This window comes from Mycolicibacterium aubagnense (assembly GCF_010730955.1).
Lineage (GTDB): Bacteria > Actinomycetota > Actinomycetes > Mycobacteriales > Mycobacteriaceae > Mycobacterium > Mycobacterium aubagnense.
The window spans coordinates 5104287-5119159 of record NZ_AP022577.1; the positions used below are offsets into that span (position 1 = coordinate 5104287).

Consider the following 14873-nt stretch of genomic DNA (forward strand, 5'->3'; position numbering starts at 1 on the left):
CTCGCGCAGTAGGGGTTACGGGCTGCCCTCGGCGATCCGGCGGACCGCGTCGATGAACACGTCGATCTCCTCGAACGTGTTGTAGAACGCGAACGACGGACGCACCGTCGCTTCGAGTCCCAGACGCCGCAGGATGGGCTGGGCACAGTGATGCCCGGCCCGCACCGCGATGCCCTCGGCGTTCAGCGCCTTGCCGACCTCGAGTGGTTCGTGCCCGGCCAACACGAAGGACAGCACGCTGGCCTTCTCGTCGGCCGTGCCCACGAGCCGCACCCCCGGAATGGCCGCCAACCGCGGGGTGGCGTACTCCAGCAGGGCGTGCTCGTACGCCGCAATTCGTTCGATGCCAATGCGTTCCACATACCGGATCGCCTCGCCGAGCCCGACCGCGTCGGCGATGTTGCCGGTGCCGGCCTCGAACTTGTTCGGCGGTCCCTGGAACACCGAACGCTCCAGCGTCACGTCGGCGATCATGTTGCCGCCGCCCTGCCAGGGCGGTGTTTCGGCCAGCACGTCCTCGCGTCCGTACAGCACCCCGATGCCCGTCGGCCCGAATATCTTGTGCCCGGAGAACACGAAGAAATCCGCACCGAGTTCGGCGACATCGATCGGGATGTGCGGGACGGACTGCGCACCGTCGATCAGCACGCGGGCCCCGTAGCGGTGGCCCAGTTCGACGATGGTCTTGACCGGCGTCACCGTGCCCAACGCATTCGAAACCTGCGTGGCCGCAACCAGTTTCGTCCGCGGACCCAGTAGGTCCTCGAACTCGCCGAGCAGCAGGTTGCCCGCGTCGTCGACCGGCGCGACTTTGATCACCGCGCCCGTCTGCTGTGCAATCAGCTGCCACGGAACGATATTGGCGTGGTGCTCCAGGTGGGTGATGACGATCTCGTCACCCGGGCCCAGGTGCTTGCCACCCCACGAGTACGCCACCAGGTTGATGGCCTCGGTGGTGCCGCGAACGAAGATGATCTCTTCGGTCTTCGACGCCCCGATGAACCGGCGAACCGCCTCGCGGGCGTCCTCGTAGGCATCCGTGGCCCGCGCCGCCAACTCATGCGCCGCGCGGTGGATGTTGGAGTTCTCGTGGGCGTAGAAGTACGCCAACCGGTCGATGACCGACTGCGGCTTCTGCGTGGTCGCCGCGTTGTCGAACCAGATCAGCGGCTTGCCGTTGACCGTCTCCTTCAGGATCGGGAAATCGGCGCGGATCGCGTGGACGTCGAAGACCTCGTGATCATCCCGAATGGACGGCACCGGTTCGACGGGCTCAGCAGCCACGGCCGGGGACTGCAGGAAGTAGTAATTCCCGGCATCCTCGGACGGTTCCGGGGAATCGGTCCAGTTGAGCTGCGGCACCGAAGGGACGGCACCCGACCAGGTCGGTGCGGAGCCGCGCTGGGGCGAGCGAAGCGACGGGGAAGGGCTCAGTGCGGGGGGAGCCGACGGTGGAGCCGACGCCAGCACGCCCGGCACCGTCGGGACCAGACGCGTCAGGGGCGAGCGAAGCGACGGGGAGAGGTCTGGCACGGCGAACGCCTCCAGCCCACCGAACGGCGCGACCGGGCTCACCGCATTACCGCGCGGTGCGACCGGCGCCGTGCCTGGCGGATTCCCTTCCGGCCCAGGCGAAGTCGGGGCCGGCGCGAACAGCTCCGGCACCGAAACGAACTCGGCCGGCGTGCCCGGGTGTGCCAGACCGGCGGCAGTGGCGCCCGCCGACGTCCCGGTGGTCGCATCCGGGGCCACCCCACGCGGTGCCACCTGGGTGGTCACCGGCGGGCTGTCCGGACCGGGCCGGAAGCTGGTGGCGAACAACTGGCTGGCCAGTGTCGACAGTTCCGCGTCGCTCAGTGGCTGGTCACTTGTACTCATGGAAGTGGTCCACTCCGACGTCCTCGAGGACTGCCAGCGCATCGTCGGTGAGCACCGCCAGCGACGAGTACAGCGTGACCAGGTAGGACGCGATGGCCGACCGGTTGATGCCGGTGAAGCGGACCGACAGGCCCGGGGCCTGCTCGCCGACCAGGCCGGGCTGGAACAGGCCGACCACGCCCTGGCGCTCCTCGCCGGTGCGGACCAGGATGAACTTCGTCTTCCCGTCCACGACCGGCACCTTGTCCGACGGGATGATCGGGATTCCGCGCCAGGTGATGAACTGGGCGCCGAACAGGCTGACCACTGGTGGCGGCACGCCACGACGGGTGGCTTCCCGGCCGAATGCCGCCACCCCGAGCGGGTTGGTCAGGAAGAACGCGGGGGTCTTCCACACCTTGGTGATCAGCGAGTCGAGATCATCGGGGGTCGGCGTGCCGCGCAGCGTCTGGATGGTCTGCTCGGGAGTGACCTGCGACAGCAACCCGTACTCCGGGTTGTTGATCAGCTCGGACTCCTGGCGTTCCTTGATGGTCTCGATGGTCAGGCGCAGCTGCTGGGCGACCTGGTCGTGCGGGCTGGAGTACAGGTCGGACACCCGGGTGTGCACGTCGAGCAGCGTCGAGATGGACCGCAGCGTGTACTCGCGCGGGCTCGTCTCGTAGTCGACGTAGGTCTCCGGCAGCGGATCCTCGTTGCCGGAACCCTGCTCGGCGTGGATGGCGACCTGCTCGGGGTTCACCACGCGGTTGACGCGGTAGATACCGGCCTCGACGGGGACCCAGCTCAGCAGGTGCAGCAGGAATCGCGGCGTGATGGTCGACAGTTGCGGAACTGTCTTGGTGGCATTGGCGAGCTGCCTTGCGGCGAGATCGCCGAGGGCCTGCGATTCGTTCTGCGCAGACGTCATGGGGGGCTACCTCCGACGGGTCGTGGTGGGGATGCGGCGGCCACGATACGGCTTTACGGGGGTCCCCACAGGGTTAGCGCGCACCGCGGTTAAAACCCGGTTTGCTGTGACGAATCCGGCCGTGGCTTTTCTGCGCGAGTGCCGTATGGTAGGCGGCATGACCCACGACGGATCGCTGCGCATGCCCATGCGGCGCTGCTTCGTCGTGCCGTGTTGTTGTTGTTGTTGTTGTTGATTTTCTGACGCCGGCCCTCTGCGTTCTGCCCGCCCATCTTCTGGCGGAGCACGTATACGCGCTGTTCACGCACCTCCAGAAAGCAACACAGCAATGTCCTCATCTTTGCTCGCACCCACCCGCACCTCCGTCGCGGTCCGCCGTACCGTGCGCCGGGACGCCGAGATCACCCGGATGACCCGCTACCGCGGCGGCACCTATTCGCCGACGGTCGACACCGTCGTGTTCACCGACGGGACGACGGCGCGCACCGACCTGATCCGGCTCAACCCAAACATCGATGCGTACTCGCTCGACTTCCAGGGCGTGGCCCCGACCCGGCCCTCCCAGTACCGGCCGGCGAACTGGTCAGCGGTCCCCAACGTGGCGGCGCGTGCCTTCGAGGCCGAGGTGGACTGGATCATCCGCAACTCGTATCCCACCCTGGGGACGGTCGAGTTGAGTCGCCGGGTCCGGGCGGCCGGTCACCTGTTCGGTGACGCGCATCTGGCCGAGCATGAGGCCATCGCCGCGACGCAGGCCGCGATCTGGCATTTCACCAACGGCCTGCGCTTGGACAACCGCCCCCTCAACGTGCCGGTCGCGGTCACTCCGGAACCGGGCGCCATCACCTTCGAGTTCGATGGTGAACCTCAATTGGGCAGCTACACCGTCGAATTGACGAGCGACACGGCCGTCTCGCTGGTGCTCCAGAAGTCGGTCGACGGGACGTCGTGGCGCGAGGTCGCCGCGTCGGGACTCAACGTCGCTGCCGGCTACGGGCGCCACCGCCGGGGCCTCGGCGTCGGGGCCACCGCCTCGGACAGCCGCCCGGGCCGCCAGCACCGCGGGTACCGCTTCTACCGGCTCCAGGTCCTCGCCGACAGCGGGGCATTCGTCGACATCGAAGACGTGACCTTCACGCTCCACGGATCCGGCCATTACCGGAACGCCGAACGTGTTGTCGCGCTGTACAACTACCTCGTCGCCGGTGCCGAGACGGCGCGCCGGCTGACGGTGGTGCCGCGGCTGGTCACCGACCGCGCGGTGGCAGGCGACGTCGTCGGCCCGTTCCGGTTCGAGGCCACCGATGCCGCGACGCTCACGGCGGTGGGTGGCACGCTCGTCGACACGGCAGGGGAGCCGATCACCACACCGGTGGTCCCCGGTAGCGACATCTACCTGCATCCGGCATCGGGGGTTCGACAGGTGACCGTCACCGCGAGTGTGCCTGCGGCACAGAACGGTTTCGGCGGCCGAGTCATCACCGGCGTGGCGCATGACAGCCGCCTGACGCCGGTTGCCCTCGCCGTGCCGACCCCGACCGTCATCGATTTCGAGCTCACCTTCTAGCCGAAAGCGCCTGTCACATCGGCGCGTTCGCGGGCTGGAACACCCCGCTGCTGTCGGCTTCCTCCTCTGCGCGGATCACGTGCACGACGGCGTTGATCAACGCCAGGTGTGTGAAGGCCTGCGGGAAGTTGCCGAGGTGCCGGCCGGTACGCGGCTCGATCTCCTCGGCGTACAGATGCAGCGGGCTGGCGAACGACAGCAGTTTCTCGCAGAGGTGCCGGGCCCGGCTGACCTCGCCGATCTCGACGAGTGCCGACACCAGCCAGAACGAGCAGATGGTGAAAGTGCCTTCCTCGCCGGACAATCCGTCGTCGGTCTCCTCGGTTCGGTAGCGCAGCACCAGGCCCTCTTCGGTGAGCTCTTCGGCGATCGCCAGCACCGTCGCGCGCACCCGTGGGTCGTCCGCGGGCAGGAACCGGGTGAGGATCGCCAGCAGCAGGGACGCGTCCAATGCGTCGTCGCCGTAGCGCTGGGTGAGCACGCCGCGCTTGTCGACGCCGTGCGCCAGTACGTCTGCCTTGATCTCGTCGGCGATGGCGCGCCATTGCTGCGCGTACGACTTTTCCCCTTGCAGCTCAGCCAGTTTCGAGCCGCGGTCCAGCGCGACCCAGCACATGATCTTGCTCGAGGTGAAGTGCTGCGGTTCGCCGCGCACCTCCCAGATGCCGCGGTCGGGTTCCTTCCAGTGCTTGATCGCCTCTTCCACTTGGTTTTTCAGCACCGGCCAGAGCATCTCGGGAATCTGCTCGCGGGATTTGGCGTGCAGATACACCGAGTCGAGCATGGTGCCCCAGATGTCGTGCTGCATCTGGTTGTACGCGCCGTTGCCGATCCGCACCGGCCGCGCGTAGTCGTAGCCGGACAGGTGGTGCAGTTCCTCCTCGACCAGGCTGCGTTCACCCCCGACCCCGTACATCACCTGAAGGGGATGGCGCTCACCGTTGTTCGCGCCGGACACGTCGGCGATGAACGAGAAGAAGTCGTCGGCCTCGCGGTCCAGGCCCAGGGTGTACAGGCCCCACAGCGCGAAGGTGGAGTCCCGGATCCACGAGTACCGGTAGTCCCAGTTCCGTTCGCCGTGCGGCGTTTCCGGCAACGACGTGGTGCTGGCCGCCAGCAGGGCGCCGGTCGGGGAGTAGGTCAGGCCCTTGAGGGTCAGCGCGCTGCGTTGCAGATAGGACCGCCACGGGTGGTCCGGGAAGTCGCCGACGTTGATCCATTGGCGCCACGCCTCGCTGGTCTTCCACATCTTGTCGGAGGCCTCGTCGAAGGTCTGCGGCGCCGGGTGCTTCGACCATGACAGCGCGACGAACACCTTGTCGCCCTCGGTCAGCCGGGTCCGGGCGCGGGCCTCGTGGCCTTCGAGGCCGATCCGCAGATTGGTGGTCAGACGCAGCGTCGGATGTGCTTCGGGGTTCTTGTTGGCCCGGGCGATCGCCTCGCCGTACGCGGCGGCCGAGTACTCCCACGACGCGCTCTCGCGGTGGTAGTCGAACGACGGCTCGCAGCTCATGACGAACTCGACGGTGCCGCTGACGCAACGCACCGTCCGCAGCAGGATGTGCTCGGCGTCCCAGTCCATCGGAGTACGGCGATGCGTGCGGGAGCGGGTCTCGATGTCATGCCACGGACCCATCACGAGGGCGTCGCGCACGATGGCCCAGCCGGTGTGCGTCTGCCATGTGGTCTCCAGGATCAGCGAGCCCGGGAGGTACCGCCGCGCCGAAGGCACCGTCACCCCGTACGGGGCCAGCCGGAAGTGACCGGCGCTGCGGTCCAGGATCGAGCCGAACACGCTGGGGGAGTCGGGTCGCGGCACGCACATCCACTCCACCGATCCCGCCGAGGAGATCAGGCAGGTGTTCTCGCAGTCGGAGAGGAAGGCATAGTCCGCGATCGGCGGAAAGGGCGTGCGCACCGCCGTCGAGATCGCACCGCCGGTCAACGAATCGTCGCCCGCCGCGGCGAGGTGAGGAACCCCGTGACCGTTCGCCGAGATGTGGCCCGGGTCGCTGGACTGTCCCGACTTGTCCGTTTGTGGCAGCACCATGTCGCACATCATCGACTGCATTTGCGGTTGCCGTCCACCCAAAGCTCGGACCAGGCCTGCCGGATTCCACCCATCGCGATCCGAAAGGGCGCACACCGTAGGCTGGAATCGATGAGCGGCATTCTGAATTGGTGGGACGGCGTTGAGCTGTGGCTGTCCGGCCTGTCCTTCGTGCTGCAGACGATCATCGTGATGCCCGTTGTGCTGGCACTGGCATATGGCCTGGCAGTGCTACTTGACGTGGCTCTGGGCTACACCATCACCCTGCTGCACCGGGCTCGCCACGTCGAGGAGGAAGCGCTGTGAACGGACTGCCGCAGTCACGGGTGACGTTGATCCTGGTGCTGCTGGTGGTGCTGGTAATCGTCACCTGGCTGCTGACTCGCTGAGCAGTAGCTGCCAAGCAACCTCTGATATTCTTCCCGCCATGCACGCAGCGTCCGGCACTACCGAGGGCCACATCCTGGCTCTCATTGCCGTGGGTACCCGCGCTGTTGCTGACGTCGCCTGTTGTCGCTGACCCGTTTCCGTCCACGGTTACTGGGGTCGGCGCCGGCTGCTGCTATGCCCACGTGTTGATTCATCACCCTTGCCGTGTGACGGGTAGCTCATCCGTAATCCCGCAAGGAAGGTCCACCCAATGCACAAGATCATCAAGAACTGGCGGCCCGTCACAGCTGTGACAGCCGTTGTGTCCGCCACCATGGTGCTCGCCGCCTGCGGTGGCGGTGCGAGCGACACCGCCGGCGGAGGTGGACAGTCTGGCGCCGATACCACCCTGACCCTGGTGGCCTATGCCGTGCCGGAGCCCGGCTGGAGCAAGATCATCCCGGCCTTCGCCGCCACCCCCGAAGGCAAGGGCGTCGCTGTCACGACGTCCTACGGCGCCTCCGGCGACCAGTCGCGCAAGGTCGAGTCGGGAGCGCCCGCCGACATCGTCAACTTCTCGGTGGAGCCGGACGTCACCCGCCTGGTGAAGGCGGGCAAGGTCAGCAAGGACTGGAACGCCGATGCCACCAAGGGCATCCCGTTCGGTTCGGTGGTGTCGCTGGTTGTGCGCAAGGGCAACCCCAAGGGCATCAAGGACTGGGACGACCTGCTCAAGCCGGGCATCGAGGTCGTCACCCCGAGCCCGCTGAGCTCGGGTTCGGCCAAGTGGAACCTGCTGGCGCCATACGCCGCGAAGAGCAACGGGGGCAAGGACGCTCAGGCCGGCCTCGACTACATCCTGCAGCTGGTCACCGAGCACATCAAGACCCGTCCGGGTTCGGGCCGCGAAGCCACCGATCTGTTCCTGCACGGGACCGGTGACGTGTTGATCAGCTACGAGAACGAGGCGATCAACGTCGAGCGTCAGGGCAAGGACGTTCAGCACCTCAACCCGCCGCAGACGTTCAAGATCGAGAACCCGGTGGCGGTCGTGACCTCCGGTCCGCACCAGGACAAGGCCAACGCGCTGAAGAACTTCCTCTACACCGCTGAGGGACAGAAGGCGTGGGCGCAGGCCGGGTTCCGTCCGGTCGATCCCGCGGTGAGTGCCGAGTTCGCCAAGGACTTCCCGACCCCGGAGAAGCTGTGGACCATCGCTGATCTCGGTGGATGGAAGACCGTCGATCCGGCGTTGTTCGACAAGGACAATGGCAGCATTACCAAGATCTATAAGCAGGCCACTGGATGACAACCTCGGTTGAGTTCGACGACGCCCCGGCCCGGCCAGAGACCACCAGCAATGGTGGCTCGGCCGGGCCGGGGTCCGGCGTGCGGCAGGCGTTCGGCACCACGTCGTTGCGGGTAGGAGCGGCGAGTATCTGGCTGTCCGTGATCGTGCTCCTGCCGCTGGCCGCCATCCTGGTGCAGTCCGCCCGCGGTGGCTGGGGGTACTTCTGGACCGCGATCACGTCGAACTCGGCTCTGGCGTCATTTCGGGTGACGCTGGAGGTCTCGGCGGCTGTCGCGCTCATCAACCTGGTTTTCGGCCTGCTGGTGGCGTGGGTGCTGACCCGGGACGACTTCGTGGGCAAGCGTTTGGTCGACGCGGTCATCGACCTGCCGTTCGCGCTGCCGACCATCGTGGCCAGCCTCGTGATGCTGGCGCTGTACGGTCCGGCCAGTCCGGTGAATCTGCATCTGCAGCACACCAAGTGGGGCATCGGAATCGCGCTGCTGTTCGTGACACTGCCGTTCGTGGTGCGGTCGGTGCAGCCGGTGCTGCTCGAACTGGACCACGAGACCGAAGAGGCGGCCGCGTCGCTGGGCGCCAACAACTTCGTGATCTTCACCAAGGTGGTGCTGCCGGCACTGCTGCCGTCACTGCTGTCGGGCGCCGGTCTGGCCTTTTCCCGGGCCATCGGTGAGTTCGGTTCGGTGGTGCTCATCGGCGGCGCGGTGCCCGGCGAGACCGAGGTGTCGTCGCAGTGGATCCGCACCCTGATCGAGAACGACGACCCCACCGGTGCGGCCGCGATCTCGATTGTGCTGCTGGTGATTTCGTTCGTGGTGCTGTTCGTGTTGCGAATCATCGGATCGCGTGCGGCCAAACGTCAGGAGCTGGCCTCATGACCCTCTCGCCGGTGGTTCGCTACCTGACCCGGTACCTGGCGCTGGCCTACATCACGGTGCTCGTCATCGTGCCCGTCGGCCTGATCCTGTGGCGGACGTTCCAGCCTGGTCTGGGCGAGTTCTTCGCCCAGATCACCACGCCGGCAGCCGTTTCCGCGCTGCAGCTGACGTTGCTGGTCGTCGCCATCGTGGTGCCGCTGAACGTGCTGTTCGGGGTGCCGACCGCATTGGTGTTGGCCCGCAACCGGTTCCGCGGCAAGAGTGTGCTGCAAGCCGTGATCGACCTGCCGTTCGCGGTGTCGCCCGTCGTCGTCGGTGTCGCCCTGATCCTCTTGTGGGGGTCGGCCGGCCTGCTCGGCTTCGTCGAGCACAGTTGGGGTTTCAAGATCATCTTCGGTTTCCCCGGCATCGTGCTGGCCAGCATCTTCGTGACGGTGCCGTTCGTGATCCGCGAGGTCGAACCGGTGTTGCACGAACTGGGCACCGACCAGGAGGAAGCGGCTGCGACCCTCGGTGCGCAGTGGTGGCAGACGTTCTGGCGGATCACGCTGCCGTCCATCCGCTGGGGCCTGACGTACGGCATCGTGCTGACCGTCGCGCGCACACTGGGCGAGTACGGCGCCGTCATCATGGTGTCTTCCAATCTGCCCGGCAAATCTCAGACCCTCACCCTGCTGGTCTCCGATCGGTACAACCGCGGCGCCGAATACGGCGCGTACGCCATGTCGACAGTGCTCATGGCGGTCGCGGTGATCGTGCTGGTCGTGCAGGTGATCCTCGACGCCCGGCGTGCCCGGGCGGCACAATAGCTTTCGATAGGAAGAACCGAACATGAGCGACGAGCACAAGCAGGGCAGGACCCCGGCCATCACGGTGCGCGGTGCCAACAAGCGATACGGCGACTTCGCGGCCTTGGACAACGTGGACTTCGACGTGCCCGAGGGGTCGCTGACCGCGCTGCTGGGCCCCAGCGGCTCGGGCAAGTCGACGCTGTTGCGGGCCATCGCCGGGCTCGACACCCCGGACACCGGCACCATCACCATCAAGGGCAACGACGTCACCGGGGTGCCGCCGCAGCGTCGCGGCATCGGTTTCGTCTTCCAGCACTACGCGGCGTTCAAGCACCTCACCGTCCGCGAGAACGTCGCGTTCGGGCTGAAGATCCGCAAGAAGCCCAAGGCGGAGGTCCGCGAGAAGGTCGACAGCCTGCTGGAGGTGGTGGGCCTCAGCGGGTTCCAGACGCGCTACCCCAGCCAGCTTTCCGGCGGTCAGCGTCAGCGCATGGCGCTGGCCCGGGCCCTCGCGGTCGATCCCCAGGTGCTGCTGCTCGACGAGCCGTTCGGTGCTCTCGACGCCAAGGTGCGCGACGACCTCCGGGCCTGGCTGCGCCGCCTGCACGATGAGGTGCACGTGACCACGGTGCTGGTCACCCACGACCAGTCCGAGGCGCTCGACGTCGCTGACCGGATCGCGGTGCTCAACAAGGGCCGTATCGAGCAGGTCGGTTCACCGACCGAGGTCTACGACAGCCCGAGCAATCCGTTCGTGATGTCGTTCCTCGGCGCGGTGTCCACGCTGAACGGGACGCTGGTGCGTCCGCACGACATTCGCGTGGGCCGGACCCCCGACATGGCCATTTCCCAGGCCGACGGCGATGTGGCGGCCACCGGTGTGCTGCGGGCCAAGGTCGACCGAGTTGTCGTGCTGGGCTTCGAGGTTCGCGTGGAGCTGACGACGGCAGCGGACCATACGCCCTTCACCGCACAGATCACCCGCGGCGACGCCGAAGCGCTGCGCCTCATCGAGGGCGACACCGTGTACGTCCGGGCGACGCGTATCCCGCCGATCGCGGGCCAGACGCAAGAAGTCGAGGCAGTTCTCGCTCGGGCCTGACCCGGGCGGTAAACCGGAAAGTGCCCCGAATCGATTGATTCGGGGCACTTCTCGTTGTTCTGGCTGAGCGTCAGATGTACATCGCCGGGTCGATGTAGGTCGTCGGGTCGACGGCGGGCTCGCGTTGCTTCTCCGTGCGTGGACGCACGATCGCCGGAATGCCGGTCGCGATCGAGTCAGCCGGAACATCGTGTGTCACAACGGCATTCGCACCGATGGCAGAGTCGTCGCCGACGACGATGGGGCCCAGCACCTTGGCGCCGGCGCCGACCGTCACACGGTTGCCGATGGTGGGGTGGCGCTTGCCCTTGTTGAGACTGCGGCCGCCCAGCGTCACGCCGTGGTAGAGCATGACGTCGTCGCCGATCTCGGTGGTCTCGCCGATCACGACGCCCATGCCGTGGTCGATGAAGAACCGCCGGCCGATGGTCGCCCCCGGGTGAATCTCGATGCCGGTGAGGAAGCGGGTCACCTGAGCCAGCACGCGGGCCGGTCCGCGCCATGCCGGGCGGGCCCACAGCCGGTGGGCCAGGCGGTGCGACCAGATGGCATGCAGGCCCGAATACACCAGGGCGTTCTCGACGTCTCCGCGCCCGGCCGGGTCGTGGCTGCGTGCGTTGTCCAGGTCCTCGCGGAGCCTGGCGAACAGCGTCATGATTTGTCTATTTCCCGTCGCTTCGCTCGCCCGGTATCAGTCCCGAATGTGCTCGTACAGCGCTGTGGAGACGTACCGCTCGCCGAAGTCAGGGACGATCACCACGATGAGCTTGCCGGCGTTCTCGGGACGCTTGGCCAGCTCCAGCGCCGCCCACACGTTGGCGCCCGCCGAGATGCCACCCAGAATGCCCTCTTCGGTGCCCAGCGCGCGCGCCACCTCGATGGCGTCAGGGAACGCGACATCGATGATCTCGTCGTACACAGAGCGGTCCAGCACCTCGGGGACGAAGTTTGCACCGAGGCCCTGAATCTTGTGCGGTCCGGCCTGGCCGCCGGTGAGGATGGGGGAGTCGACGGGCTCGACGCCGACGATCTTCACGTCCGGCTTGCGGCGCTTGAGAACGTGCCCGACGCCGGTGAGGGTGCCGCCGGTGCCGATGCCGGCGACGAAGATGTCGACCCGGCCGTCCGTGTCGGCCCAGACCTCTTCGGCGGTCGTCTGCTCGTGGATCGCGGGGTTGGCCGGGTTGGCGAACTGGTCAGCGGCCACGGAGTTCGGGGTCTCGGACAGGATCTGCTTGGCCTTGGCGACCGCGCCGGCCATGCCCTCGGCGCCCGGCGTCAGCACGATCTCGGCGCCGTATGCGCGCAACATCACCCGGCGTTCGAGGGACATGGTCTCCGGCATGGTCAGGATGACCTTGTAGCCGCGGGCCGCGCCGACGAGGGCCAGTGCGATGCCGGTGTTGCCGCTGGTGGCCTCGACGATGGTGCCACCGGGCTTGAGCTCGCCGGACTTCTCCGCGGCATCGACGATCGCCACGCCGATGCGGTCCTTCACGCTGTTGGCGGGGTTGTAGAACTCCAGCTTGGCGACGACCTCGGCACCAGCGTCCTCGGTCAACCGGTTGAGCCGGACCAGCGGGGTGCGCCCGACCAACTCCGTGACATTGGCGTAGATCTTGCCCATCGACAACCTCTCGTCATACGCAAGCTCGCCGCGTGGGCGGGCTCGCTGGCGGTCCTGCTGGTGAAATTGTGGGTGCCCACGCGGCACCGTGGTGCCACGCACGACCGTCACGCCGCGACAGGCACCTGCCGAATCTGCTGAATAGCAGGTGCTCAGTCAAGGGTTTCGATCATCACAAAATCTATCTGCTTGGGACAACGCGTTACCTACGGGTGGGTATTTCACACCTCGATGCGGGAGCCCAGAACGACTGTGCGGTCGAGCGGCAGCTGGAAGTAGGCTGCGGCGTCCGACGTGATGTACGACGTACCGATGAAAAGCCTTGTCCGCCATGGCGCCATTGACGGTTTCTTGCCCATCACCAGATCGACCTTGGACAGGAAGTAGGTCGCGCCCGCCAGATCGAGCGGCCCCTCGGTCTGAGCCGCATCGATGAGGGCCAGAGCGGCCGGGACGTCAGGCCGGTCCATGTAGCCGTAGGTGGCGGTGACGTGGATGATCCCGTCGTCGCTGTAGCCCAGGTCGTCGATGCTCAGTCGATCGGCGTCGGAGACACGCGGCACCGTCGCTGTCACCAGGGAGAGCACCACCACGTGCTCATGAAGCATGCGGTTGTACCTGACATTGGCGCGCATGGCCAGTGGCGCCGTCTCGATACCGCGGTTGAGGAACACCGCGGTGCCGGGCACCCGGGTCAGCGGCGGGTCACTGGAGACAATGGAGTCGACGAACTGGCGCAGTGGCCCTTCGACCTCGTCACGTGCCCGGGTGACCACCGCGCGGCCTTCCTGCCACGTGGTCATCACCGTGAACGCGATCAGCCCGATCAGCAACGGCAGCCAGGCACCGTGTACGAGCTTGGTCAGGTTGGCTGCCAGGAACATCAGGTCCACGGTGAGTAGCGGGGCCCCGATCGCGATCACCGACCACAGCGGCCAGTTCCACCTGGCGCGTGCGATGTTGAGGAACAGCAGGGTGGTGATGGTGATGGTCCCCGTGACTGCCATGCCGAACGCATATGCCAGGGACGCCGAGCTGCGGAACGCGAACACCAGGGTCAATACCGCGACCATGAGGATGGTGTTGATCCAGGGCACGTAGATCTGGCCCATGGTCGATGCCGACGTGTGCAGGATCCGCAGGCGCGGCAGGTAGCCGAGGTGGGCGGCCTGTGCAGCGACGGAGAACGCTCCGGTGATCACCGCCTGCGACGCGATCACGGTGGCCGCCGTGGCCAGGAGCACCATCGGCAGCCGGCCCCAGTCGGGCGTCAGGAGAAAGAACGGGGCGTCGTGCACTGTCGGGTTCTGCAGCAGGAGCGCGCCCTGCCCGAAGTAGCTCAGCGTGCAGGCGGGGAATACCAGCAGCAGCCAGGCCAAGGTGATCGGCTTGCGGCCGAAATGGCCCATGTCGGCGTACAGCGCCTCGGCACCCGTCACCGACAGCACGACGGCGGCCAGGGCGAAGAACGCGATGCCGAAGTGCCCGGCCATGAAGCTCAGCGCATACATCGGGTTGAGTGCACGCAGAATCGCGGGTTCCTGGGTGATACCCATGACGCCGCAGGCGCCGATCGCACCGAACCACAGGACCATCACCGGGCCGAAGAACCTGCCGACGACCGCAGTGCCGTGCCGCTGCACGCTGAACAATGCCATGATGATCACCGCGGTGATCGGCACCACCCAGTCGGCCAGGCGGGCGTCGATGGTCTTCGCGCCTTCGACGGCCGACAGCACCGAGATTGCCGGGGTGATCATCGAGTCACCGAAAAACAGTGCGGCGCCGAGGATTCCGAGCCCAGCCAGAATGGTCGCGGTGCGCTTGCCGAGCTTGTTCGACGACCGCTTCACGAGGGTGATCAGCGCCATGACGCCGCCTTCACCATCGTTGTTGGCGCGCATCACCAGCATGACGTAGGTGACGGTGACGATCAGCATGACCGACCAGAAGATCAGGGAGACCACACCGTAGATGTGGTCCCGGCTGATCGGCACCGGATGCGGGTCTCCCGGATCGAACACCGTCTGCATCGTGTAGATCGGGCTCGTCCCGATGTCGCCGAAGACGACGCCCAGCGCGCTGACGGCCAGGCCCGCTCCAAGCCCCTTCCGACCGGTGTCGGGGTGTGTGCCCACGCGCGGTGTCTCCTTCGTCCGGATCGTCGATTGTCGACGTCCGGATGTTAGGCGACGTGGACCGGATGCGCGATCAGCGTCGTAGCGCGGAGGACGGCAGGTCGCGCCGGTTGGCGCGTCGGCACAGCAGCAGGACCGATGCCGGCAGTGCCAACATGGACAGCAGTTGCAGCAGGTCAGACATCGGCGGTCCCAGATATTCGCATGAGCCGAGTCAACCGGCGACGACGTTCCGTCGCCACGGTCTATAC

13 protein-coding genes are annotated in these 14873 nt (G+C 66.8%); 7 read left to right on the plus strand and 6 right to left on the minus strand.

What is annotated here, in order from left to right; all coding sequences use genetic code 11:
* Positions 1-15: 15 nt before the first annotated feature.
* Positions 16-1878 carry a family 2A encapsulin nanocompartment cargo protein cysteine desulfurase gene (locus G6N59_RS24440; RefSeq protein WP_163911683.1) on the minus strand — a complete coding sequence of 621 codons (1863 nt, stop codon included), beginning with the start codon at positions 1876-1878 and terminating at the stop codon, positions 16-18.
* Entirely contained in the window at positions 1865-2788 is a 924-nt protein-coding gene (locus G6N59_RS24445) for a family 2A encapsulin nanocompartment shell protein (RefSeq protein ID WP_138229507.1), read from the minus strand. The genes G6N59_RS24440 and G6N59_RS24445 overlap by 14 nt, the downstream gene beginning before the upstream one ends.
* A 328-nt stretch (positions 2789-3116) precedes the next feature.
* Between G6N59_RS24445 and G6N59_RS24450 the strand changes: the two genes are divergently transcribed.
* Positions 3117-4355: a thioester domain-containing protein gene (locus tag G6N59_RS24450; RefSeq protein WP_138229508.1), complete on the plus strand. Its 1239-nt coding sequence runs from the start codon at positions 3117-3119 to the stop codon at positions 4353-4355.
* A 13-nt stretch (positions 4356-4368) separates the two neighbouring features.
* Here G6N59_RS24450 and G6N59_RS24455 read toward each other — a convergent pair whose 3' ends face one another.
* Complete coding sequence (locus tag G6N59_RS24455; RefSeq protein WP_179970233.1) at positions 4369-6405, minus strand: glycoside hydrolase family 15 protein; 2037 nt, start codon at positions 6403-6405, stop codon at positions 4369-4371.
* Positions 6406-6516: 111 nt separating this feature from the next.
* On the opposite strand from G6N59_RS24455, the gene G6N59_RS24460 reads away from it, so the two are divergent.
* The 6 genes from G6N59_RS24460 (at position 6517) to G6N59_RS24480 (ending at position 10857) form a co-directional block, all read left to right on the plus strand.
* On the plus strand, positions 6517-6711 hold the full coding sequence (locus tag G6N59_RS24460; protein ID WP_138229509.1) for a hypothetical protein: 195 nt from the start codon (positions 6517-6519) through the stop codon (positions 6709-6711).
* A gap of 121 nt (positions 6712-6832) precedes the next feature.
* Positions 6833-6925, plus strand: a complete 93-nt coding sequence (locus G6N59_RS31955; RefSeq protein ID WP_350224460.1) for an Ms4533A family Cys-rich leader peptide — start codon at positions 6833-6835, stop codon at positions 6923-6925.
* A gap of 120 nt (positions 6926-7045) precedes the next feature.
* Positions 7046-8083, plus strand: a complete 1038-nt coding sequence (locus G6N59_RS24465; RefSeq protein ID WP_138229510.1) for a sulfate ABC transporter substrate-binding protein — start codon at positions 7046-7048, stop codon at positions 8081-8083.
* Positions 8080-8964 (plus strand): sulfate ABC transporter permease subunit CysT, encoded by an 885-nt coding sequence (gene cysT / locus G6N59_RS24470; RefSeq protein WP_138229511.1) that lies wholly within the window; start codon positions 8080-8082, stop codon positions 8962-8964. The genes G6N59_RS24465 and cysT overlap by 4 nt, the downstream gene beginning before the upstream one ends.
* Complete coding sequence (gene cysW, locus G6N59_RS24475; protein ID WP_138229512.1) at positions 8961-9773, plus strand: sulfate ABC transporter permease subunit CysW; 813 nt, start codon at positions 8961-8963, stop codon at positions 9771-9773. The genes cysT and cysW overlap by 4 nt, the downstream gene beginning before the upstream one ends.
* 22 nt (positions 9774-9795) lie before the next feature.
* A complete protein-coding gene (locus G6N59_RS24480) occupies positions 9796-10857 on the plus strand; it encodes a sulfate/molybdate ABC transporter ATP-binding protein (protein WP_138229513.1) in 1062 nt (353 codons plus the stop codon).
* A gap of 70 nt (positions 10858-10927) precedes the next feature.
* Here the strand turns inward: G6N59_RS24480 and epsC are convergent, their stop codons facing one another.
* The 3 genes from epsC to G6N59_RS24495 all read right to left on the minus strand — a co-directional run bounded on the left by epsC (position 10928) and on the right by G6N59_RS24495 (position 14622).
* Complete coding sequence (gene epsC / locus G6N59_RS24485) at positions 10928-11512, minus strand: serine O-acetyltransferase EpsC (protein ID WP_138229514.1); 585 nt, start codon at positions 11510-11512, stop codon at positions 10928-10930.
* Between the two features lie 36 nt (positions 11513-11548).
* Positions 11549-12484, minus strand: a complete 936-nt coding sequence (gene cysK, locus G6N59_RS24490) for a cysteine synthase A (protein ID WP_138229682.1) — start codon at positions 12482-12484, stop codon at positions 11549-11551.
* A gap of 221 nt (positions 12485-12705) precedes the next feature.
* On the minus strand, positions 12706-14622 hold the full coding sequence (locus tag G6N59_RS24495; protein ID WP_138229515.1) for a potassium transporter Kup: 1917 nt from the start codon (positions 14620-14622) through the stop codon (positions 12706-12708).
* Between the last annotated feature and the right edge of the window lie 251 nt (positions 14623-14873).

Excerpts from the sequence above, each read along its gene's own strand:
- cysK (WP_138229682.1), bottom strand. The coding sequence starts at position 12,484 with ATGGGCAAGATCTACGCCAATGTCACGGAGTTGGTCGGGCGCACCCCG.
- G6N59_RS24450 (WP_138229508.1), top strand. The coding sequence starts at position 3,117 with ATGTCCTCATCTTTGCTCGCACCCACCCGCACCTCCGTCGCGGTCCGC.
- G6N59_RS24445 (WP_138229507.1), bottom strand. The coding sequence starts at position 2,788 with ATGACGTCTGCGCAGAACGAATCGCAGGCCCTCGGCGATCTCGCCGCA.
- G6N59_RS24440 (WP_163911683.1), bottom strand. The coding sequence starts at position 1,878 with ATGAGTACAAGTGACCAGCCACTGAGCGACGCGGAACTGTCGACACTG.
- cysW (WP_138229512.1), top strand. The coding sequence starts at position 8,961 with ATGACCCTCTCGCCGGTGGTTCGCTACCTGACCCGGTACCTGGCGCTG.
- G6N59_RS24465 (WP_138229510.1), top strand. The coding sequence starts at position 7,046 with ATGCACAAGATCATCAAGAACTGGCGGCCCGTCACAGCTGTGACAGCC.
- G6N59_RS31955 (WP_350224460.1), top strand. The coding sequence starts at position 6,833 with ATGCACGCAGCGTCCGGCACTACCGAGGGCCACATCCTGGCTCTCATT.
- G6N59_RS24460 (WP_138229509.1), top strand. The coding sequence starts at position 6,517 with ATGAGCGGCATTCTGAATTGGTGGGACGGCGTTGAGCTGTGGCTGTCC.
- epsC (WP_138229514.1), bottom strand. The coding sequence starts at position 11,512 with ATGACGCTGTTCGCCAGGCTCCGCGAGGACCTGGACAACGCACGCAGC.
- cysT (WP_138229511.1), top strand. The coding sequence starts at position 8,080 with ATGACAACCTCGGTTGAGTTCGACGACGCCCCGGCCCGGCCAGAGACC.
- G6N59_RS24455 (WP_179970233.1), bottom strand. The coding sequence starts at position 6,405 with ATGGTGCTGCCACAAACGGACAAGTCGGGACAGTCCAGCGACCCGGGC.
- G6N59_RS24480 (WP_138229513.1), top strand. The coding sequence starts at position 9,796 with ATGAGCGACGAGCACAAGCAGGGCAGGACCCCGGCCATCACGGTGCGC.